Annotated in this window: 15 protein-coding genes and 1 pseudogene; 1 reads left to right on the forward strand and 15 read right to left on the reverse strand. The window is 61.1% G+C overall.

The features are described from left to right. The 10 genes from AB4037_RS16790 to AB4037_RS16835 form a co-directional block, all read right to left on the reverse strand. Nucleotides 1–1,191: a porin gene (locus tag AB4037_RS16790; RefSeq protein WP_441772285.1), complete on the reverse strand. Its 1,191-nt coding sequence runs from the start codon at nucleotides 1,189–1,191 to the stop codon at nucleotides 1–3. A 301-nt stretch (nucleotides 1,192–1,492) separates the two neighbouring features. Then, nucleotides 1,493–2,806 carry a porin gene (locus AB4037_RS16795; RefSeq protein ID WP_441772286.1) on the reverse strand — a complete coding sequence of 438 codons (1,314 nt, stop codon included), beginning with the start codon at nucleotides 2,804–2,806 and terminating at the stop codon, nucleotides 1,493–1,495. A 930-nt stretch (nucleotides 2,807–3,736) separates the two neighbouring features. After that, nucleotides 3,737–5,035, reverse strand: a complete 1,299-nt coding sequence (locus AB4037_RS16800; protein WP_441772287.1) for a porin — start codon at nucleotides 5,033–5,035, stop codon at nucleotides 3,737–3,739. An 809-nt stretch (nucleotides 5,036–5,844) separates the two neighbouring features. After that, nucleotides 5,845–6,558, reverse strand: a complete 714-nt coding sequence (locus AB4037_RS16805) for a glycosyltransferase family 2 protein (protein ID WP_441772288.1) — start codon at nucleotides 6,556–6,558, stop codon at nucleotides 5,845–5,847. A 382-nt stretch (nucleotides 6,559–6,940) separates the two neighbouring features. Further along, nucleotides 6,941–7,918: a phosphotransferase gene (locus AB4037_RS16810; RefSeq protein ID WP_441772289.1), complete on the reverse strand. Its 978-nt coding sequence runs from the start codon at nucleotides 7,916–7,918 to the stop codon at nucleotides 6,941–6,943. Between the two features lie 21 nt (nucleotides 7,919–7,939). Then, nucleotides 7,940–9,106, reverse strand: coding sequence for an iron-containing alcohol dehydrogenase (locus tag AB4037_RS16815; protein WP_441772290.1), 1,167 nt, complete (start codon nucleotides 9,104–9,106; stop codon nucleotides 7,940–7,942). 81 nt (nucleotides 9,107–9,187) lie between these two features. After that, nucleotides 9,188–10,573, reverse strand: a complete 1,386-nt coding sequence (locus tag AB4037_RS16820) for an aldehyde dehydrogenase family protein (protein WP_441772291.1) — start codon at nucleotides 10,571–10,573, stop codon at nucleotides 9,188–9,190. A 195-nt stretch (nucleotides 10,574–10,768) separates the two neighbouring features. Continuing rightward, entirely contained in the window at nucleotides 10,769–12,142 is a 1,374-nt protein-coding gene (locus AB4037_RS16825) for a glutamine synthetase family protein (protein WP_434957006.1), read from the reverse strand. A gap of 98 nt (nucleotides 12,143–12,240) precedes the next feature. Beyond that, on the reverse strand, nucleotides 12,241–13,833 hold the full coding sequence (locus tag AB4037_RS16830) for an amino acid permease (RefSeq protein ID WP_441772292.1): 1,593 nt from the start codon (nucleotides 13,831–13,833) through the stop codon (nucleotides 12,241–12,243). Nucleotides 13,834–13,947: 114 nt separating this feature from the next. Next, nucleotides 13,948–14,751, reverse strand: coding sequence for an N-formylglutamate amidohydrolase (locus AB4037_RS16835; protein WP_434957008.1), 804 nt, complete (start codon nucleotides 14,749–14,751; stop codon nucleotides 13,948–13,950). Nucleotides 14,752–14,870: 119 nt separating this feature from the next. On the opposite strand from AB4037_RS16835, the gene AB4037_RS16840 reads away from it, so the two are divergent. After that, the gene (locus AB4037_RS16840) at nucleotides 14,871–15,743 is read left to right on the forward strand and encodes a MurR/RpiR family transcriptional regulator (protein ID WP_434957009.1); all 873 of its coding nucleotides are present in this window, start codon (nucleotides 14,871–14,873) and stop codon (nucleotides 15,741–15,743) included. Nucleotides 15,744–15,763: 20 nt separating this feature from the next. On the opposite strand, the gene AB4037_RS16845 is transcribed toward AB4037_RS16840, so the two are convergent. The 5 genes and pseudogenes from AB4037_RS16845 to AB4037_RS16865 all read right to left on the reverse strand — a co-directional run bounded on the left by AB4037_RS16845 (nucleotide 15,764) and on the right by AB4037_RS16865 (nucleotide 21,431). Further along, nucleotides 15,764–16,594 carry a carbohydrate ABC transporter permease gene (locus AB4037_RS16845; RefSeq protein ID WP_434957010.1) on the reverse strand — a complete coding sequence of 277 codons (831 nt, stop codon included), beginning with the start codon at nucleotides 16,592–16,594 and terminating at the stop codon, nucleotides 15,764–15,766. Beyond that, complete coding sequence (locus AB4037_RS16850) at nucleotides 16,591–17,454, reverse strand: carbohydrate ABC transporter permease (protein WP_441772293.1); 864 nt, start codon at nucleotides 17,452–17,454, stop codon at nucleotides 16,591–16,593. Before AB4037_RS16850 ends, AB4037_RS16845 begins: the two co-directional genes overlap by 4 nt. A 155-nt stretch (nucleotides 17,455–17,609) precedes the next feature. Then, complete coding sequence (locus AB4037_RS16855; protein WP_441772416.1) at nucleotides 17,610–18,944, reverse strand: extracellular solute-binding protein; 1,335 nt, start codon at nucleotides 18,942–18,944, stop codon at nucleotides 17,610–17,612. Between the two features lie 34 nt (nucleotides 18,945–18,978). Next, nucleotides 18,979–20,456 (reverse strand): annotated as a pseudogene (locus tag AB4037_RS16860) (putative N-acetylmannosamine-6-phosphate 2-epimerase). Between the two features lie 159 nt (nucleotides 20,457–20,615). After that, nucleotides 20,616–21,431 (reverse strand): GntR family transcriptional regulator, encoded by an 816-nt coding sequence (locus AB4037_RS16865; protein ID WP_441772294.1) that lies wholly within the window; start codon nucleotides 21,429–21,431, stop codon nucleotides 20,616–20,618. Between the last annotated feature and the right edge of the window lie 64 nt (nucleotides 21,432–21,495).

Below are 21,495 nucleotides of genomic sequence, written 5' to 3' on the forward strand. Positions count from 1 at the left end.
TCAAAAGGTGCGTCGAATTCGCATCACGCCCGTCCAGCCCCTCACCTCTTCCTCATAGGGGAAGAAATCCTGTCCGCCCTTGGCCCGATAGGATGAATAGAAGGCTTCCAGGCCAAAGGAGAGACCGCGGGTGATCGTGTAGACGGCATTGCCTCCGGCAATCCAGCCCCTGACATCGGGCGCCGCTGGATTGACGAAATCCCGCGTGGTCGCGCCGCTATAGTCGAGATAGGAACCAAGCAGATTCAAGGTCAGCGCCGGGGTGACGTTCATGCCCACCTCGCCGGTAACAGTCCAGCCACGGCCGAGATCCTTGCGTCCGCTGAAATTCTCATAGGCGGCGTCGATCTGCTGCCAGCCGAGATAGGCCGATGCACCATCGGCATAGGTACCCTCCACCGCGACATGGGCGCCGGAACGGATAGGCAGATTAAGGCCGAATGCCCCGCCGATGGCATATCCATAGGACGAACCGCCGATCTGTGGCGGCCCGGAATAGCGAATCTGGTGGCCGGCACCGAACACGGCCAGGGTTCCCCAGTCACGGTCGAGGCGGAGATTGCCGACGATGTCGGGCATGACGGCACCGCCAGCCGGTTGCGGCTCGAAAGGAAAGCCGAACCGCAATACATTGCTGCGTGTAGCACGGGCGTCTTCGAGCGAAAGCGTGACCGAAAAGCCGGCGCCGAAATCCTGCGTATAAGCGATCAGATTGGTGGTGGCGGCATACCCGAAATAGGGTTGCAGAAGGTCGTTGCCATAGTCGAGGTCGTAGATGCCGAAGAAACTATGGGCATAGCCGGCCGTCAGTCCGCCAAACTGCAGAAAGGCCTTATCGACCACGAATTCCGTCTTCGCCCCCGGACCGACATAGGCATCGATCAGGAAGAAGGAGCGCAGCAGGCCGTAATCGGTCTCGGTGCGGGCATCGAAGCCGATCTGGCCGCGCGTGGTGAAGCCGGTGAAGTCATCCTCACGGGTTCTCTGGGGGGTGACCACATAATCGGCCCGCACTTCGCCGCTGATTTTCACGCAGGTATCGCTGCCCGGCAGTTGCCAGAAGCCCACGCCCATGGCGACGCAAGCCTGAAGATAGGTGTCCGGCGCGCCCTTGCTGGCCGGCAGATCCTGCGCATGGGCGATGCTACCCGCCAGTAACGCACCGGTCAGGCCGATCACGACTGCCTTCATCTCTTTTTCCCGGCGTCAAGCTGCAATTTTCATGCACCGCAACCCGACACTGCAGGGTGCCGCAAAAACCACGCCAACTCAATGAAATGCCACACGCATGGCCCACACAGACAAACGATTGAGGCGGCACGTTGCAAAAAAAGCACGCTATAAGGCCAATATTCTCCAGGCGATCCAGCTTCGCGTCACTTGCCATCAAGCTGATCGGGGGACTCGTAACTTCAAGGAGAGGCTGTGCCGGACAGAACAAAAAAGGGCCCGGCTCGCGCCGGACCCTCAAATTTGCATCTATCAGACAGGATCAGAATGTGCGCGTGATGCGCATGCCGGCCAGCCAGTTGTTGTAGTTGTCACGCCCGTCCACCCTCGGGTTGCCGGTGTTCCCAATGACGCCGTTATCGATCTTCCCGTGCGTATAGGCAACTTCACCCGCAACCTTCAGACCCTTGACGATCGTATAGGTCAGATTGCCGCTGATGGTGAATTCCTTGATGCCCAGATCGCCACCGCCAACGCCAAAATTATCGTAGCTGGTGTCGATATAGCTGCCGACCAAGACGGCCTGCCATTGCGGCGTAAAGCGCGCGCCGAACTCAGCCGTGATCGACCAACCCTTACCGTCATCGATCCGCCCCAACCCATTCACATAGCGATCGGACTGAGCGAGGAAGGTGCTGCCAGCACCGAGATAATCCAGGGCGCCGTCGGCATACTGGCCTTCGACAACGAACCAGCCATCGATCGACGGGATCTTGATGACGCCGGACGCACCAACGGCATAGCCATACTTGTTTTCACGGCGAACGGTAACCGGCACGACGTTCGGCACGGCCGGAGTCCCAATGTCAACCGTATAGTTCTCACCCGAGCGGCTCTGATGACCGGCTGCCTGCACGGCGAGCCCGCCCCATGCCTGATCCCAGCGGATCTGGGCGACGACATCGGGAATCTGCTGACCACCCTGCGAATACCCATACCGGTTTGCACCGATCACCACCGGCCCATAGTAGTCCGCGCTGCCAACCCGATGATCACGGCCGTCTTCGAACGACAGCGTCGCCTGCAGGCCACCACCGAAGTCGAAGGTGTAGGCGAGCAGATTGACCGTCTGAGACGAGTTGTAATAAGAGGCCTCGAGCGTATCGCCGTAGTCGTTGTCGTAGATGCCGAAGAACGTATGGGCATAACCAGCGGTCAGGCCACCGAACTGGATGAAGGCCTTATCGATGCTGAAGGCATTCCGCGAGCCATCGCCGCCGCCACGACCCTTGAGCTTATTGGAGTCGGCGTTGATCTGGAAGTAGGAGCGCAGCAGACCCCAGTCAGTCTCGGTGCGGGCGTCGAACCAGATACGAGCCTGGGTGTTGAACGCCGAACGATTGTCGTTGCGGTTATAGCCGGTGCCGCCAAAGCCATAATACTTGGCACGAACCTCACCGCCGATCTTGAGGCAGGTGTCGGAGCCGGGGATGTAGAAGAAGCCGGGACCGAAGGCCGAGCAGACCTTCACATATTCAACGGCTTCGCCCTTGGTCATGGGCAGATCGGCAGCCTGGGCAGTGCCGATGGCGGCAATACCAGCAGCGGCGCCGAGGAGAAGGGACTTCATCGTCATTAGATGACCTCCAAGACAGTTATTATTTGATCGAAAGCGCCGCTTGGTGCTTCGATCGACTCGCGAGACCCCGATCACACGTTAAACTTGCAATCTGGACACGACCCATCGAGTGAATCGTTGTCATGACATTGCTTCACTGCCTTGGGTTGTACAATAGCGATTGCACTCAACAACCCAGGGTCGTGACATTTTGGCAAAGCTGTGTAGCAAAAAGGACACACGCAGCATTTTCGCCACAATTTGGACGATTCTCGGCAAAATCCTCGGATTTCCGGACCTCCCTCTCGCCTAATGACATAATTTCACTGCACCAGACCAAGGCCAGCTGGTGGCCCACGACGAGCGGCGTTTGCTGAAGCCGAAAGAGGACAAGAACCGCTCCGCGGCTTTTAGCGCGGACATTCAGATTGATTCCTCCCGTTCAGGAGCGCCGATCTGGGATCACCATTGTCAAATTGCCGACCCACGCGATCTCGCAGAAGCACGATTCCGGCAGCTCTCACTCAGAAAAATCGGATCCCACACCGCGCGTCACGTCGAGTGGGCAAACATCGGACCGCACATATCTGCTCTCTCCTTGCCGAACACGCCAGGCTTTCCGAGGGCGCGGGTACGCCCTTCTTCGTCCAGTGCTCATGCTCTTCTGGTGCGCGAGAAGACACCTGAGGAGGCGTTGGAGCTGGTTCGGTCGATGATCAAGTGGCAAGGATGTTTGGCGTTTGGCGGCCACCAAAGGGAAGAGTGACCGACATTGCCCATTCACAAGGCGCCCAATCGGCTATCTTCACAAGCCCTTCGGTCTTTGCTGCCGCTCTCAGAATGGTCAGCGATTAGCCGAACCATGCCGAAAATGCCCCGCAACGTGTAATTCCCATAAAAAAGGCCCGGCTTTCGCCGGGCCTCTCGTCAAATAGTCGAGCTGGATGATCAGAACGTGCGCGTGATGCGCATGCCGGCCAGCCAGTTGTTGTAGCTGTCGCGACCCGACAGAGTATCAATCGCGCCATGATCGACCTTACCGTGGGTATAGCCAACCTCACCGGCCACCTTCAGACCCTTGACAACCGTGTAGGTCAGGTTGCCGCTGATGGTGAACTCCTTGATGCCGTAATCGCCCAGGGCCGAGTACCGATCGAAGGAGGTGTCGATATAGCTGCCGACCAGAACAGCCTGCAGTTGCGGCGTGATGTGACCGCCCAATTCACCGGTGATCGACCAACCCTTGCCGGAATCCACCCGCCCTGCGGCGTTCACGAAGCGGTCGGACTGAGCAAGAAAGGTGTTGTAGGCGCCGAGATAATCCAGAGCGCCGTCAGCATACTGGCCTTCCACGACGAACCAGCCATCGATCGCAGGGATCTTGATCAAGCCGGTCGCACCGACAGCGTAGCCATATTTGTTGCTGCGGCGAACGGCGATCGGCGCTCCCACCGGCGGTTCGTTGGCATTACCGGGAACAACGGCGTTGATGTAACTTTCACCCGAGCGGGCCTGGTGGCCTGCCGCCTGCACGGCGAGCGAACCCCAGGACTGATCCCAACGCAGCTGAGCGACGACGTCGGGAATTTGCTGGCCGCCAGCCCTGTAACCATACCAAGTTCCATTGTTGAGAACCGGGCTAGAGTACCCTTCAACGCGATGATCGCGACCATCTTCGATCGACAGCGTAGCGCTCAAGCCGCCACCAAACTGGGCGGTGTAAGCGAGCAAGTTAACGGTCTTGGACTGACCGTAATAGTTACCCTCGAGGGTATCGCCATATTCGTTGTCGTAGAAGCCGAAGAACGAATGGGCATAACCAGCCGTCAGGCCACCGAACTGGATGAAAGCCTTGTCGATGGTGAAGTCGTTGCGCTTGCCATCACCACCACCACGGCCGGTCAACCGGTTGGAGTCGGCATTGATCTGGAAATAGGAGCGCAGCAGACCCCAATCCGTCTCGGTGCGGGCATCGAACCAGATACGAGCCTGGGTGTCGAAAGCCGAACGGTTGTCGTTGCGGTTATAGCCCGTGCCGCCGAAAGCATAATACTTGGCGCGGATTTCACCACCGATCTTCAGGCAGGTGTCGGTGCCGGGGATATAGAAGAAGCCCGGACCGAAGGCCGAGCAGACCTTCACATATTCAACGGCTTCGCCCTTGGTCATGGGCAGATCGGCGGCCTGGGCAGCGCCGATGGCGGCGATACCGGCGGCGGCGCCGAGAAGAACTGACTTCATCGTCATGAGATGACCTCCAAGACATTTTTACTCGGTCGGTAGACTTGACCTCTCCGACCGGCTCGCGAGACCCCGGCCCCAACCTCTGGCGGCGGCCCGGAGACGACCCATTGCGTGAATCGTTGAATGTGACAGTGCGGCAGGGAGTGGTTTTTCACAATCTCAAATTGCCACAATTGAGCGTATTCACATCGCTTTGCGCAGTACATGTCACCCAAAAGACACAGGAACGCCACAGGCACAGAGTCTATATAGAGGAATTTCAATTCATAGTTGCATTTAATTTCCAAAATCAACCGCAAATTTCGGAAATCAGCCGAACATTTTTTATATTGAAAACACTAAGAACTACACGTATAAGTTTGGTTGCTAAAAACTCTAAAATTATTACTTAAAGTTGATAAAAATATATATTACAACTTTTAAGAGCGTCGATTATCAAGCCAAACAAAAGGCGTGCTCGATCTCTCCAGATAGGATGGCATGATGAAGCCTGGGATGGCGTGTTTCGGCTTAGATATTCGGCGCCGAAATGCAATGATCGTCGCGGCAGTCGCTTGAAGAGCTTGGTGGCGCAAACGCAGCACGAAATGCGACCGGTAAAGCCACTGCCAGCCTGAGGCCATCGCAGAGGGCAATCTGCACGCGCCTTCCGAACGACAATCTTGTATTCGACAATCTTTTATTCGAAGGGGCATCACTGCTGCGCCGCCCTGCTTATCAGCGCGATGGTTTCAGGGCTTGAACGCTATAGTGCCAACGCCATGAGCCGGATGGGGAGAAGGCAGGCCACCAGCCTCGGCGTGTTTTTAGGCTCAAGCCTCGCCTTGGCTCAGGGCGCGTCGCCGTAGATCCAGGGTTTCAGCGAGATTACCGCGATAGGAATGGTGGCCGTTGTGGCGGATCGTTGCCGTGGTATCGACCCACAACTCGCCGCCACATTCACGCCATCGGTCGCAAAACGCATAATCCTCGCCAACCGCCTCGCCATTCACCACGGGGATGTTGAACAGCGGAAACAAGCGAAACGGGACGTTATGGTAGAAGTAGCCTTCGTCCCTATAGTGTGCGGCCATGGTCTCGAGCATGTCGCGGCGGCAGAGCATGGCCCCCGCCCCCACTCTGACGGCGCGCGCAAACCCGTTGCGCATGTCGAGCCGCCCCTGTCCCGTTAATGCCGTCGGGTCCTCGAAGACCACGTTCCAGCGAGATGTGACGGCATGAAAATCATCGAGATCGCGAGCGAAAACCTTGCTGGTCTTCTCATTGTCATAGCCCTTCGAGACATAGGGCGCCGCTGTGAAGGGCTTGTCGTGGAGTTGGCTGAACTGCAGCAAGCGCCCGATCGTCTTGGGCGACACCTCCATATCGGAATCCAGGCACAGGAGATAATCGCCCCGTTTTTCCAGGAAATAGCTGACGACCGCGTTCCGTGCATGCTCCAGGTGGGGAATGCCGGATTGACCGAGAAAGTCGACCTCGATCTTTCGCTCTTTCAAATCCAGCGCAATGCCGAGAAAGGAGCGCACAGCATCGATATCGACAAAACGGTTTCCACATACACAAGCGATAAGGACACTGGCTCTTTTCATCTCAACACCGAATAAGTAATTATTTCAATACAGCTCAAATATTTCATTTTACAATGATCAACCAACCCAGAGTTGCATAAGCAATTAGATCGATATTAATCGTAAAAAGGTCAGAATCGTAGATCTACTTGGGATAATAACTGACGAAATCCACCACGTGCAACATAGGCGTAGCCACGCGACTAGCGTCTCACTTAAAATTGAAATGATGTGAACACTCAAATCTCTCGGTGAACTATCATCGTACCTATCGTATCGACTTCAATAGTCTTTGGGCGCTGGAGCCTCGCCAGGCTCGTTGCATCCGTTTGATAGATCTTCAGATCAGAGCGGCAGCTGCGTTCACCCGCCCTTCGTTGATCGATATGTAGTCATCGAGCTTGCCCGGCTGATCGGCCACCAACCCATCCTGGGCATAGCCCCAGAATAGGTCACGCATGGCTGCAGCGAGCCGCATGGCAGCAAAGTCTTCTCCGTCGCTGTGCGTGGGTGCATGGCCGAGCCAGTCGGCCAAGCCGATCTCAATGGCCTCATCCCCCAGGCCGGCATTGTTGACGAGGCTGGCGAGATCGACGAGAGGTTGGCCATACCCCGCATATTCCCAATCGAGCAGCCAAAGGCGCTTGCCATCATCGATGATGTTATCGCCATGAACATCATTGTGGGCAAAGCCGGATGGCAACAGCTCCAACCGCGCGCGCAGGCGTTCGACAAGCGGCCGGTAGCGATCAATGGCTTGCTGCCAGCGATTGGGCTCTGCTGCGAGACGTTTGGCATAACCGGTGAGGAGCGCAATCGGGCTCCGGTCTCGCCGCGCCCCATCATAGCGAGCGGGCATCTCCCGACGGACCCGGCCCAGCAAAGCCAGGCTCCGGCGAAGCTTAGCAGCACCGGCAAGATCGGCCGAACGAAGCGTTTTTCCATCAACGTATCGCAGGATCATCAATCCTGGCTCCGCCCAAACGAGTTCCGGGCCGAGCCCGCATTCGGCCGCCGCCCGCGTCGCCGCCTGTTCGGCCGCGCGATCGATGTCATGCGCAGCATTGTCATCGGAGATGCGCGCAACGAAGCGGCCCGTCCTCGCGGTAATCAGCAGATTGCGGTTGGTTAGGCCACCGGTCATGGCCTCGATGGCGACGGAACCGCCCCACAAGGGCAAGGCTGCAAGGCGATCCTGATAGTGGCGCATAGCTGGCATCGTGCAATCGAACGTGGCGTTCCGATCGATGACCGACACGCCACGTTTTCGGCTCCGGCATCGTGTTGCTTTTGCCAAAACTGGCACCCGCTTTTGCACGACACCCTAGAGCAGTACGCTCTAAAGAGCACCCTCCAGTGTCTTGCGATAGAGTTTCAGCGCACCGGCCTTGGTGAGCGTGACGGGATTGCCGCCGGCGGTCGGATCCTTCGGGGCCATCTTCGACATCAGGTCGAATTTCTGGTCGTCGACCTTGAGGCCCGCGAGCGTATGCGGCACGCCGAGTTCCTCGCGCAACGCCAGCGTCCAGTCGAGAAATGCCGCATAGCGTGGCTTCAATCCGATATAGGCCGCCAGCCGCTCGATCTTCTCCTTCACCGCTTTTTTGTTGAAGGCGATGACATAGGGCATGAACACCGCATTGGTCAGGCCGTGATGGGTGTCGTAGAGCGCCCCGACCGGATGGGAGAGCGCATGGATGGCGCCAAGGCCCTTCTGGAAGGCGGTGGCGCCGATGGCCGCGGCCGACATCATGTGGGCCCGGGCTTCGAGATCCGTGCCGTCCTTGTAGGCGCGCGGCAGGAATTCCTTGACCAGGCGCACGCCCTCGACCGCCATGCCTTCAGCCATCGGATGGTAGAAGGGCGAGCAATAGGCTTCCAGGCAGTGTGCCAGCGCATCGAGCCCGGTGCCGGCGGTGATGTGCTTGGGCATGCCGACGGTGAGTTCGGGATCGCAGATCACCACCTTGGGCATCATCAGGGGATGGAAGATCACCTTCTTGGTGTGGGTCTTTTCCTGGGTGATCACCCCTGCCCGGCCGACTTCCGAGCCGGTGCCGGCCGTGGTCGGCACGGCTACGATCGGCACGATGCCGTTGGGATCGGCCCGGGTCCACCAGTCGCCGATGTCCTCGAAGTCCCACATCGGCCGCTTCTGGCCCGCCATGAAGGCGATGACCTTGCCGGCGTCGAGCCCGGAGCCACCACCGAAGGCGACGACGCCGTCATGTCCGCCCTTACGCAGGACTTCCAGGCCTGCATAGACGTTGGACTCGATCGGGTTGGGCTTCACGTCCGAAAAGATGGCGGCATGCAGCCCGGCCGCCTTGAGGCTTTCCAGTGCATCCTTGGTCATTTTCTGGGTGGCGAGGAAAGGATCCGTCACCAGCAGCGGCGCGGTGATGCCGGCGCTCTTGCAGGCTTCTGCCAGTTCCGAGATGCGGCCGGCGCCGAAGCGGATGGCGGTGGGGTAGCTCCAATTGGCGCGGGGAGAGGTCGTGGTCATGGTTGGGTTCCGAAAATGGGGGCGGGTCTTCAGACCCGCTATGGGCGTTGTGAAGGCGGGTCTGAAGACCCGCCCCCCAATTCACAGGCTGCGCAGGTGATAGCTCTTGGGTTGGGTCAGCGAGTCGTAACCAAGCCGTGACAAGCCCGTACCGCGGCCGGTATCCTTCACGCCGGTCCAGGTCAGGCCGGGATCGAGATAGTCGCAGCGGTTCATGAAGATGGTGCCCGTCTCGATCTCCCCGCCGATGCGCTCGGCTGCATCGAGATCCTGGGTCCAGATCGCGGCCGTGAGGCCATAGGGCGAGTCGTTCATCAGAGCGATCGCCTCTTCGTCCGACTTCACCTTCATGATGCCGACGACAGGGCCGAAGCTTTCTTCCATCATCACGGACATGGAATGGTCGACATTGGTGAGGATCTGCGGGGCGAGATAGGCCGTGCCGGCCACGTCAGCCGCAAATTTCGACGTATCGATGTGAGCCTTGGCTCCCTTGGCGAGGGCTTCGGCCGTCTGCTTGCGCACCCAGTCGGCAAAGCGGACATTGGCCATCGGGCCGAGCGTCGTCGTCTCCTCGAGCGGGTTGCCGAGCACATATTGGCTGGTGAGATTGGTAAAGCCGTCGATGAAGCGGTCGTAATGGCTCTCATGCACATAGATGCGCTCGATGCCGCAGCAGCACTGGCCCGAATTGAAGAACGCGCCGTCCACCAGGTTTTCGATGGCATGCTCGACATTGGCGTCGGCCCGCACATAGGCTGGGTCCTTGCCGCCGAGTTCGAGTGCAAGCGTCATGAAAGTGCCGGCAGCCGCCTTCTCGATGGCCCGCCCGCCCGCGACCGAGCCGGTGAAATTGGTGTGGTCGACCAGTCCCTTGGCCAGGATGTCGCTGGTCTGCTCGTGGGTGAGCACCAGATTCTGGAACACGCCCTTGGGCAGGCCGGCGGCATCCATCGCCTTCTGGAAGCGCTCGCCGACCAGGATGGTCTGCGCCGCATGCTTGAGGATCACGGCGTTGCCGGCGATCAGGGCTGGGGCAACCGTGTTGACCGCTGTCATGAACGGGTAGTTCCAGGGCGCCACCACGAAGACCACGCCGAGCGGCTCGCGCTTGATCATGCGCTTGAAGCCGGGACGGTCGTCGTCCGGAATGGTCGGAGCCAGACTGTCCTTAGCAATGCGCGCCATATAGCGCACGCGCTCCTCGAAACCGCGGAATTCGCCGCCATAGCGCACCGGCCGGCCCATCTGCTGGGCAAGTTCCGGCACCACTTCCTGGTTCATCGCCAGCATGGCGTCGAGGAACTTCAGGACATAGGCGCTACGCTCCTCGATGGAGAGCCGGCGCCATTCCTTCTGGGCCTTGCGGGCCGCGGCCAGGGCCGCGTCGATCTCGGCAGCACTGGCGGCCGGGCGACGTACCAGCTCCTTGCCGTCGATGGGAGAGATACAGACGATATCGGACATGATTGAGAACCTCGGACGGCTTGGCGCACCGTCATTGCGAGCGCAGCGAAGCAAGCCGGCTTCGCCCCGCATGAAGAACCGAGTTGCTTCGCCAGGCCAATCCTGCCGATTGGTAGGGCTCGCGACGACGAAACATCCCTGTAATACGCAGGAATGATCGCGGGTCGACCCGGCCCATTCCCTTTGTGATCACATCTAGATGATTTCGAAATAGCGTTCCAGCTGCCAATCCGAAATCGTGCGGCGGAATTCACGCTCCTCCCACTCGCGCGTCGCGGCGTAGTGTTCGACGAAGGCATCGCCGAACAGCGAACGCGCCGCCTTGGAGGCCTTCAGGCGCTGAGCCGCGTCCCACAGCGAGCGTGGCAAATGGCGCGCCTTGGGGAATTTCTTATCGTAGGCCGAGCCCTCGACCGGCGCATCGGGCTCGATGCGGTTTTCGATGCCCCACAGGCCCGAGCCGATCGCCGCGGCCAGGGCGATGTAGGGATTGATGTCGGCGGCAGCCACGCGATACTCGACCCGCTGGGATTTTTCCGAGCCGGGAATGACGCGCAAGGCGCAGGTGCGGTTCTCCACGCCCCAGCTCGCATCCGTCGGTGCCCAGAAGCCCGGGATCAGGCGGGTATAGGAGTTCACCGTGCAGGCAATCATCGCCAGCAATTCGGGCATCAGCGCCTGCTGGCCGCCGACGAACCAACGCATCTCGTCCGACATAGCATGTGGCTTGGAGGGGTCGTGGAAGATCCCCTTGCCGGTCTTGAGATCCGAGAGTGAGGCATGCAGATGCCCGGACTGGCCCGGCCAGTCATGCGACCACTTGGCCATGAAGGTGGCCATCCAGCCGCGCTTCTGCGCGAGGATCTTGGTGTAGGTCTTGAACAGCGCGGCCTTGTCGGCCATGGCCAGGGCTTCGTCGACCTTGAGTGCCGCTTCGAGCACGCCAGGGCCGGTTTCGGTGTGCAGGCCTTCGATCTCCATGTCCATATCGCGACACATCTGCAGGAGATCCTGGTAGAAATCGGCATGCACGCCGGCCCGCAGCATGGAGTAGCCAAAAAAGCCCGGCGTAATGTTCTTCAGATTGCGAAAACGCTTCTCGCGCACGCTATGAGGCGTTTCGTCGAAGACGAAGAACTCAAACTCCGCCGCAGCGGAGACCTTGTAACCCATGTCGGCGGCGCGCTTGAGCACCCGACGCAGCGTGCCGCGCGGACAATAGGCCTCCGCCTCGCCGGCGAACTCGCCGATGAAGAGCGGCATGCCGTCTTCGAGCGGGATGACGCGCATGGTTTCAGGCAGGAACCGGGCCTCGGCGTCGCGATAGCCATTGTGCCAGCCGGCGAAACTGGTGTTGTCGTAGAGCTGATCGTTCGAATCCCAGCCCAACACCACATTGCAGAAGCCGAAGCCCTTTTCGAGGGTACTCTCGAATTTCTCGCGAGCCATGTATTTGCCGCGGAAGACGCCGTCTATGTCGAAGACACCGACTTTCACATCGGAAAATCCGTGCTCACGCACATAGGCGATCGCCTCGGCTGCATTGGTTGGTCTCGCTGGGTTCGCCATGATCCGCTAGTTCCGTCTCTCTAGGTCTGTTTTTGGTGGATGGTTCAATGCCCTGGAATGGCCGGCCCCGGCGACACCGGGGCCGGCCGTCGTCACGATCAGGAGCTCTGGCCGACGGCCTTTTCGGCTTCTGCGATCTCGCTGGCCCGCTTGGCGATGTCACCACCGATTGGCGGTCCCTTGAACCGGCGCGCCTCGATGCCGAACCACAACACCAGCAGCAGCACCAGCAAGCCGATGGCGTAGTTGATCAGGATGTCAAAGGGCGGCTGGATGCCGGCATACATCAGGACGAGCACGCCGAGCACGGCGATCACGCCGAGAGGCTTGGACCAGATACCGAGGCGGAAGGGGCCGAACTCGGTCCAAGTCTTGCCCTCCGCCAGCAATCCGGCTGCGATCGGCATCGCATAGGAGACATAGAGGAACAGCGCGCAGCCCGCCGCCAGGGCCGCGAAGGCGGGCGAATAGAGCGTGGCGGCAATCGAGAGCACCGCTCCGAGCCAGATCGCTGCCACAGGCGTGCGCCAGGTCGGGCTCACGCCCTTCCAGATGCCGGAAGCCGGCAGGCCGCCGTCACGGGCAAACGCATAGATCATGCGCGAGGTCGAGGTCAGACCAGCCAGGGCGCAGATGAAATTGGCCAGCACGATGCCGATGGCCAGCACATCCTTGAGCAAGCCCGGCGCGGGCAGGTTGTTGAACAAATTGAACCAGCCTGCACCCCCGTCCTTGGCGGTCTGGGCCAGGTCGGGGCTGGCCAGTACGAAGGATACTGCCATGGCAAAACCGAATACCAGCGACCAGAACACCGAATGGATCATGCCGCGCGGCACCGCGACGCGGGCATTCTGAGTTTCCTCGGAGGTGTGCGCAGAGGCATCGAACCCGGTGATGGTGTAGAGTGGATAGAGCAGGCCGACCAGGAAAGCGATAAAGGCGGGCCGTGCTTCAGGCACATAGTTGCCACCCGGATCACCGGTGTTGTTCACGAAAGTGGTGAGACGCGAGAAGTCCCAGCCGGCTCCCCAACCCAGGAAGGTCAGGGTCAGCACCACGGCAATCACCAGAATGAGATAGCCCGAAAAGTCAGTCAGCAGCGTAGTGAGCTTGATGCCGAAATGGTTGATCAAGGCCTGGGCCAGCGTGATCAGGCAGACAGCAACGACCTGTGCGGCATAGGCGGAATTGTTGATCGACGTTGCCTGTTCGGCCGTCATGCCTGATGGCAACGGGTCGGTGGTCACGGCGGTCCACGCCGTTACGTCAACATGGAAGACGCCCGACAGCACCAGATCCCTGAAGAGCAGCCAGACGCCGACATTGACCGAGGCGACGACGAAGATCAGGCCGAGCAGGTTGATCCACGCCGTTGCCCAGCCCCAGCCGCGCCCACCGAGGATCGAGGACCAGTGATAGAGACCGCCCGCCGTCGGGTAAGCCGAACCGATCTGCCCGAGACAGGCGGCGACCACGAGGGCGAATACGCCGCCGATGACCCAGCCGATCGTCGCTTCGAAGCCAGAACCGGTCCCCATCGCCAGCGGAAACGAGGTGATGCCGCCTGCGAGGATGCAGATGATGGAAAAGGAGATCGCAAAATTCGAAAAACCGCCCATGCGGCGCGCCAATTCCTGCGCGTAGCCCATGGAATGGAGGACTTTGACGTCCTCGTCAGTCGATCCGCTCATAGAAAGTCCCCCGACTTATGGTCCAGGATCGGTCGACATTGGACCGATAGACATTGGACCGATGGATGTTACCTTTCACGCAGCTATCGTTTTCGGCCGGTCGTTCCGGCTCTCTCATTTTGGCGAATCGCCTTCCGGCAGGCCGATCCGCTTCAGGATGGTAGCAAGTTTCATGCCCCATTCTTCCTGCTGATTCGGCGCTGCCAGAAGATCGTTGCGGATTTCGATCATCACGCTGGGAAGGCCTTGGCTTTGGCCATGGCGATCGAGCGTGTGATAGACGCGGTCTCCCGGGCTGTAGGGCTCATTGACCCCGACCACCAGACTCGGATCTTCGCGCAGGGCGGCGACCATCGGCGCGGACAGGCTCTCGTCGCGGTCGAAGAGAATGCCGACATGCCAGGGGCGCCGGGTGCCGTTATAGACCGGGGTGAAGCTGTGAATGCCGATGACAGCCACCGGTCCGGCCAGTCGCTTGGCCGACACGACGTCGGCAACCTCGGCGTGGAAAGGCTCGTAGACCTCGCGAACCCGCCGTGCCCGCTCCGCATCGCTGACATCCGTATTGCCAGGAATGACAGTGCCCTCGCTCCTGAGCGTGATGGCATCGAATACCGCAGGGTCGCGGTTGCAATCGATCACGAGGCGACTGACGGCACAGGACACCAGCGGCGCATCGAGTTCGCGCGCCATCACACGCGCCACGCCAAGGGCACCCGGATCCCAGGCGATATGGCGCTGCAGGTCGGCATCGGACAGGCCGAGCTGGCCATATCGCGCAGGAACGAAGTTGGATGCGTGCTCACAAACGAGGACGTGAGCTCCCCTGCCCCGCCCATTATCCAGGATAGCGGTTTCGGGCTGGGTTTCCCCATCCGAGGTTCCTCTAGCGGCTCTCTCGGTGAGTGATTCTAACATTCATTACGTCCGAGCTTATTTTTGTATTGAGTGTTATTTTGAGTACAGCCGTAGCCGACTTGTCAATTGTGAAAATTGTGTCCACCTTCCACTCTCGCTTTTCCAGAGGGAGTCGCCTGATGACCAAACGCCCGGACACGGCGACCACGGCAAGCGATGAGACCTTGGCGACGACCATCCGCAGCAGGCTCGGTTCGCTGACCCCTACCGAGCGGCGCGCCGCCCATGTTCTTTTGTCGAACTACCCGTTCGCGGGCCTTGAGACCGTTGCGCAATTTGCCTCTCGAGCCGGTATTTCGGCGCCCTCGATCCTGCGCTTCATCGCCCGGCTCGGCTTCGGGGCCTATGCCGATTTCCAACGTCATCTGAAGGACGAACTTGAGGCGCAGTTGCAGTCGCCGCTGATGAAGCAGGCACCGGAACAAGCGAATACAACGCCGTTCTCCGCCTTCGCTGCCGCCGTGGTCGCCAACATTACACACAGCTTCGAGGCCATGGCGCCGACCGAGTTCGACGCGATTCTCGCTATCATCGTCGACACCAAGCGTCGGCTGCATATCGTCGGGGGGCGCCTCACGGAAGCCGTGGCGCTCTATACCGTGCGCCATCTCAGGGTCATCCGTCCCGACGTCACGCTGGTCGAGGGACAGGCGGCAACCTGGCGTGACCAGGTCATCGATTTCGGAAAGCGCGACGTCCTGATCGTCTTCGACATCAGGCGCTACCAGGACGATGTGATCCTCCTAGCGCAGGAAGCCTCCGAGCGCGGCGCCACCATCGTGCTGTTCACCGACCAGTGGCTGTCGCCGATCGCCCGCTTTGCGCGCCATGTCATTTCCGCACGCACGGGCGTGCCGTCGAACTGGGATTCGAACGCGGCGATCCTGGCCATCATAGAAGCCCTGATGGCGGCGGCCACCAAGACGCTATGGGACCTTTCCAAGGCCCGCATGGAGGCCCTGGAGGTCCTGCGCAAGAACGCACCGCGATAAGCGTCTTGGCGGGGCCACGCTTATCCCTTGACGGCTCCGGCGGTCAGGGAGCGGCCGATATAGCGATAGGCCAGCAGGCTCATGAGCAATGGCGGCAGCACGGAAAGGATCATCACCGCCGCCGCCGTGCCCCATTGTACCCCACCTCCGCTTGCCGCGAAGAAGAACGAGGCTCCGACGGTGATCGGCACGGCGCTCTGTGTCGTCAGCATCAAGCCGAACAGGAACTCGTTCCAGGCATAGATGAAAGCGAGGATTGCAGAGGAAGCCATCGCCGGCGCTGTCAGGGGCAGCACCACCCGCCACAGCACATAGAACGTGCTGGCGCCATCGACCAGAGCCGCCTCCTCGATCTCGAGCGGCAGGTCCCTGATGGCATTGGCGATCAGCACCAGCACCAAGGGCAGGTTGACGAGGCAGAGGATCAAGGCGAGCCCGAAACGGGTATCGAGCAGTGCAAGACGCTGATAGATCAGATAGATCGGGATGGAGAAGATAATCAGCGGAATGGCACGTAGATTGGTCACCCCGGGCAGCAGCCAGCGCTGCCCGACGCCATGGCGCACGATGGCGTAGGCTGCCGGAAAACTGAGCACGATCGCGAACAAGGAGCCCAGCGAGGCGGCAATCAAGCTGTTGACGAGATAATGCGTGATGTCGAAGCGATCGGAGATCTCCAGCACCTTGGCGAAATTCTCCAGCGTCGGCGCCTCGATCAGCAGAGACGGGTTCTCAGCGATTTCCGCTTCGCTCTTGAACGCGGCGATCAGGGTGGCGATCAGCGGAAAATTCAGGGCGAAGGCCGCGACGAGAAAGACGATCCAGCGCAGGATGGTGAGAAGCCGTGTCATGCGCGCCGCTCCGCCAGCGTCATCAGCCCAGCCACCACGACATAGGACATCACGAGCAGGATCAACGATGCAGCGACGGCAACCCCGATGTTGCTGCCACGGAAGAAGGCTTCGTAGATATAGATGCTGATGGTGGTCGTGCTGCCGCCGGAACCGCTGCCGGTGAGCACATAGACATTGTCGAAGACCCGGAAACTGTCGATGAAGCGGAAGAAGAAGGTGATGGCGATGGCCGGCGCCATATAGGGCAGGTCGATCCAGCGCAGCCGGCGGAAATAGCCGGCACCGTCAATGGCCGCCGCCTCCCTGATTTCGAGGGGGATCGACTGGTAGGCCGAATAGAGGATCAGCAGGGCAAAGGGCGTCCACTGCAGGACCTCGATGGTGACGAGCGTGGCGAAAGCATTGTCCGGGCTGAGGAAAGCCGGGCTGTCCCCGGTGAAAAGCAGGAAATAATAGGGGATCACGCCGACGAACTCCTGCAGCACCAGGCGATACATCAGGCCGACCAAGGCCGGGGCCAGCATCATCGGCAGCATCAGAGCCGCCATCAGCCAGGGCCGCTTAGCCAGGAGCGGGCTGAGAAAGATGGCAAGGAACAGGCCGAGCAGGATTTGCGCAATCGAGGCGGCAACGGCGAACTTCAGCGAGAAGCCCATGGCCCTCCAGAACGCGCCATCCTGGAGCACAGTGACGAAATTGCCAAAGCCCTGCAGGCTCGGGCTGCGCAAGGTTTCGAAGGTCACTTTCGAGAGCGAGTAGACGATGTCGATGCAAAGCGGCAGCGCCACCAAAAAGATCAGGAATCCGGTGATCGGGGCGATGAGCAGATAGGGTGTCTTGCTCTTGGCGGGCGCCATCAGGCTGTCTCCGGGCAGGAGCCGCTCGATAGGGCGGCCGTAACGGCAGGCGGCATGCAAGAGCCCTCCGCCTGTTGCGGCCGCCTTGCCCCACCCGCACAGAGTCCTCATGCGGAACGATGACCAAAGCCACCGCTCCGCTACAGGAAGACCGATTATTTCTTCAACAATTCCTGCATCTTGGCAGCGGTATCCTTCAGCGCCGCGTCAAGATCGGTCTGTCCCGCCCAATAGCCGGTGAAGTCCTTGGCCTGGGTCTCGTAGACCTGCAGCGCGCCGGCCGAGGTGCCGCCTGTCATCACGAAGCCGTACTGGCCGGCAAAGTCGCCGATCTTGGCGAGGTCCGGCCGCTTCGGCAGGGACGCGGTGAGACTGGCGTCGAGCGCCGGCGAACCGCCCGCATCGGCGTAGATCTTCATCGCCTCCGCGCCTGCGAGCCAGTTCAGGAATTTGACGGCCCCCTCCTTATGGGGCGAGGCCTTGTTGAGGCCGAAGCCGAGGCCGTGAATATGGGTGGTGCGTCCCTCCGGCCCCTTGGGCGGAGCCAGCGTGTCGATCTTCCCCGCCACGACGGCGTTCTTGGCCGGGTTGTCGAGATCGGCCGCGGCGGCATTCCATTGCAGCATGGTGGCGACCTGCCCGGCACCGAAGGCGGCATTGGCCTCGGCATATTCGTAGGAGAGCGAATCCTTGGGGCTGGCCCCGGCGTCGTAAAGCTTCTTGTAAAGCTCCAGGCTGGTGCGGTAGGCGGGCGAATCCACCGTGATCTTGCCGGCGGCGTCCTGCCAATCCGCGCCATAGGACCGCGCCATGGTCTGGAACACCATCATGTTGAACAACAGGTTCTTCATCTGCAGCACGGTGCCGTACCGCGTCGGGCTGGCGTGATTGATGCTCTTGGTGAAGAACAGGGCCGTCGCCGCATAATCGTCCCAGGTCCACGCCTCCGGTTTCACCGGCTGCAGCGGCCTGCCGAGATATTTCTGGGCGATCTCGCCATAGGTCTTCTTCCAGCCGTCATCGGCCAGGAGCTTGGCCATCAGGTCCTTGCGCACATACATGAAATGCAAGGACAGATCCGTCGGCACACCATATTGCTTGCCGTCGAACTGCATGGTCTTCAGCACCTTCTCGCCGAAGACCTTGGCGCTGTCGGCCGGCAGATCCACCGGCTGCATGAAGGGTGCATATTTGCCCAGTGAATAGGTAGCGATCAGATTGAGATCGAATTCGGTCGAACCCGCCGCGAGATCGGCCTGCAGCTTGTCCCAGAACCCTTCGCGGTTGAAGAAGATCAGCTTGACCTTGTCGGCATCGGCCAGGCCCGAGCGCTCGTTATAGGCTTTGGCCGTCGCGCGCAGGGCCGTCTCTTCCGGCCCACCCGGCCAGCCGAGAACGGTGACCTCGGCCAAGGCGCTGGTACTGCCCGCCAGCGCCAGAGCCAGACCGGCCAGCAACGCCCTGCATCTGTTCCTTCGACCTCGCTTCATCTCAAACATGATCCACCTCCGGTGCGCTTTCTGGTTATGGGTCGACGAGATCGGCCACGCCGATCAGTCCCGCTTCGGCGCCGAGCGCGGCAGCGCGGAATTCGGGACGGTATTGGGGAGGAAGCGCGGCGGCGTGGCTGCGCAGCCGATCGAGGAAGCTTTCGGCCAAACCGAGGCCTCCGCCAATGACGAAGCAATCCGGATCGATCAGCATCTGCAAGGAGCGGGCGGCACGAACCAGCGGGAGCACGGCACCGCCGATCAGGGCTTCGGCGCCAGCATCCCCGGCCCTGGCCCCCGCCAGCAGGGCCGGCGGGTCGGGCCACCGCCCGCTGCCGGCCGCCAATCGCGCCAAGGCAGAACCGGCTGCGATATCCTCCAATCGCTGCTCGCCTGCCGTGAGATCGGTAAGGATCTGGCCAACATGTCCTGCCAGACCGCTGCGGCCGATCAGCAGGCGCCCGCCCAGGACCAGGCCCCCACCCACGCCCGTCGAGACCGTCATGAAGACCATGTCGGCCCCCTGCCCCGCGCCGAAGCGATATTCGCCCCAGGCGGCGGCCTGGGCGTCATTGACGGCGGTGATGGGCACGCCGAGGCGCTCGGTGAGAACTTCCACGAGAGGATAACCATCCGGCACCGGCAGGATGGCTTGATTCAGCGCCGACCAGCGACCTCCTGCTATCCGGCCGGTGACGGCGATGCCGGCCGCGGCATAGCGCCCGCGCCAATCGGCTATGCTCGCGACGACGGCATCCAGCCAGGCTTGCGGGCCGCTCTCGCGCGCGGTTTCGACACGGCGCTGCTCCAGTACCCTTTCACCATCGACCAAGGCTGAAAGCGTCTTGGTGCCGCCGATATCGATCGCAAGGACAGGCCGCGGCTGCATGAGCATTCCTAGGAGGATGGGGCAGAGGACGACTTCACCGCCTCGACGAACCAACTCGTGATGTGCTCGGGCCGGGTGATGGCGGATCCGACCACCACGGCATCGGCGCCGGCCTGACGAGCGGCCTGCACCTGTGCGAGCGTGCGATAGCGCCCCTCGGCGAAAACTGGCCGCCCGAGAGCGGCGACCCGGCGTACGAGGTCGACATCCGGATCCTCCGGCACCGGCCCACCAACATAGCCGGACAGGGTGGTGCCGATCACGGATGCCCCCGCCTCTGCCGCAGCGACGGCATCCGCGAGCTCGGCGCAATCGGCCATAGATTGGCGTCCGGCGGCATGAATGGCCCCGATCAAGGCAGGCACAGAAACCGGGCGGGGCCGCTGTGTGGCATCGAAGGCGATGATGTCGGCACCGGCTTCCGCCAGATCGGCGACGTCCTGCAGCAGGGGTGTGATGAAAACGGGTGTGTTTGCTTCGGCCCGCTTGACCAGGCCGATGACCGGCAGCGATGTTGCCGCACGCACGGCCCTGACATTGGCCAGGCCCTCGATACGCAAGGCAGCAGCCCCCCCTGCCACGGCGGCCAGTGCGAAGCCGACGACGATCTCGGTCCGGTCCATCGCGCCACCGATTACCGGCTGGCATGACACGATCAATCCGTCGAGCGCTCGTTCAACTGCAGATGCCACCCCATGCTCCTCGCTTGCTGATGAGGAAGCCTGACACCGACAGGACCAGAATGCAACCTGTTTAATACCAGTTGCAAAATCACTTGCGATTCAGCCGCGGCGGGCCAGTTCGACCATGAAATCATAGGCATCCCCGCGGTAGCGGCTGCGGGTCAGTTCGACCACGCGTCCGTTTTCCAACGAGCAGCGGCGCTCCATTTCAAGGATGGGCGCACCCGTTTCGATCTCGAGCAGGCGCGCCTCATGGGCGGTCGCCACATCGGCCCTCACTCGCTGGAGGGCCCGCACCGGCTGACAGCCACGCTGATCGAGCGTCACATAGAGCGAACCTTCGATCAGGTCGGGGCTCGGCAGGAACTCGGCCGGCAGCACCGAATACTCGATCGCCATCGGCACGCGATCCGCCAGCCGGAGCCGATGCAGGCGGCAAACCCCAGCACCCGGCGACAGGCCCAGCGCCATGGCTTCGGCCGTGTCGGCCATGCCGACCTCGCGACGTAGCCAAGTGGTGCCGGGCACACGGCCCCGCGCCTCCATGTCCTCGGAAAAGCTGGTGAACACCGTCATCGGCTTTTCCAGGCGCAGCGCCACGCTGGTTCGTGCGCCGTGGCGCTGGACCAGCAACCGTTCCTCGACCAGCCCCTTGATGGCATTGCGCACGGTCACGCGCGACAGATCAAGGCGTTGGGCCAGTTCACGTTCGCCCGGGATCATGGCGCCCGCCGGAACGATGCCCTCCGAAATGGCGCTCCGCAGGGCATCCTGCAGGCGCCGATAGAGAGCCGTCGGGCTTTCGGTTTCCAAGCGTCCCTTGCGCTGCAGATAATCGATCAGCAGCCCGACTTCAGCGCTCTCCGCCGGCTCTGAGCGATCGGCGGTCTGGTCGGGCGAGAAAGATGAAGGCATGCATACACCGATATTTTCAGGCGAGGACACACGGCGATGCCGCGGAGCGGCCGTCAATTATTCG

Origin of the sequence: Labrys sp. KB_33_2, from assembly GCF_052114505.1 — a bacterium.
Lineage (GTDB): Bacteria > Pseudomonadota > Alphaproteobacteria > Rhizobiales > Labraceae > Labrys.

Excerpts from the sequence above, each read along its gene's own strand:
- AB4037_RS16835 (WP_434957008.1), bottom strand. The coding sequence starts at position 14,751 with ATGTTAGAATCACTCACCGAGAGAGCCGCTAGAGGAACCTCGGATGGG.
- AB4037_RS16825 (WP_434957006.1), bottom strand. The coding sequence starts at position 12,142 with ATGGCGAACCCAGCGAGACCAACCAATGCAGCCGAGGCGATCGCCTAT.
- AB4037_RS16815 (WP_441772290.1), bottom strand. The coding sequence starts at position 9,106 with ATGACCACGACCTCTCCCCGCGCCAATTGGAGCTACCCCACCGCCATC.
- AB4037_RS16800 (WP_441772287.1), bottom strand. The coding sequence starts at position 5,035 with ATGACGATGAAGTCAGTTCTTCTCGGCGCCGCCGCCGGTATCGCCGCC.
- AB4037_RS16855 (WP_441772416.1), bottom strand. The coding sequence starts at position 18,944 with ATGAAGCGAGGTCGAAGGAACAGATGCAGGGCGTTGCTGGCCGGTCTG.
- AB4037_RS16865 (WP_441772294.1), bottom strand. The coding sequence starts at position 21,431 with ATGCCTTCATCTTTCTCGCCCGACCAGACCGCCGATCGCTCAGAGCCG.
- AB4037_RS16845 (WP_434957010.1), bottom strand. The coding sequence starts at position 16,594 with ATGACACGGCTTCTCACCATCCTGCGCTGGATCGTCTTTCTCGTCGCG.
- AB4037_RS16850 (WP_441772293.1), bottom strand. The coding sequence starts at position 17,454 with ATGGCGCCCGCCAAGAGCAAGACACCCTATCTGCTCATCGCCCCGATC.
- AB4037_RS16795 (WP_441772286.1), bottom strand. The coding sequence starts at position 2,806 with ATGACGATGAAGTCCCTTCTCCTCGGCGCCGCTGCTGGTATTGCCGCC.
- AB4037_RS16820 (WP_441772291.1), bottom strand. The coding sequence starts at position 10,573 with ATGTCCGATATCGTCTGTATCTCTCCCATCGACGGCAAGGAGCTGGTA.
- AB4037_RS16830 (WP_441772292.1), bottom strand. The coding sequence starts at position 13,833 with ATGAGCGGATCGACTGACGAGGACGTCAAAGTCCTCCATTCCATGGGC.
- AB4037_RS16790 (WP_441772285.1), bottom strand. The coding sequence starts at position 1,191 with ATGAAGGCAGTCGTGATCGGCCTGACCGGTGCGTTACTGGCGGGTAGC.
- AB4037_RS16840 (WP_434957009.1), top strand. The coding sequence starts at position 14,871 with ATGACCAAACGCCCGGACACGGCGACCACGGCAAGCGATGAGACCTTG.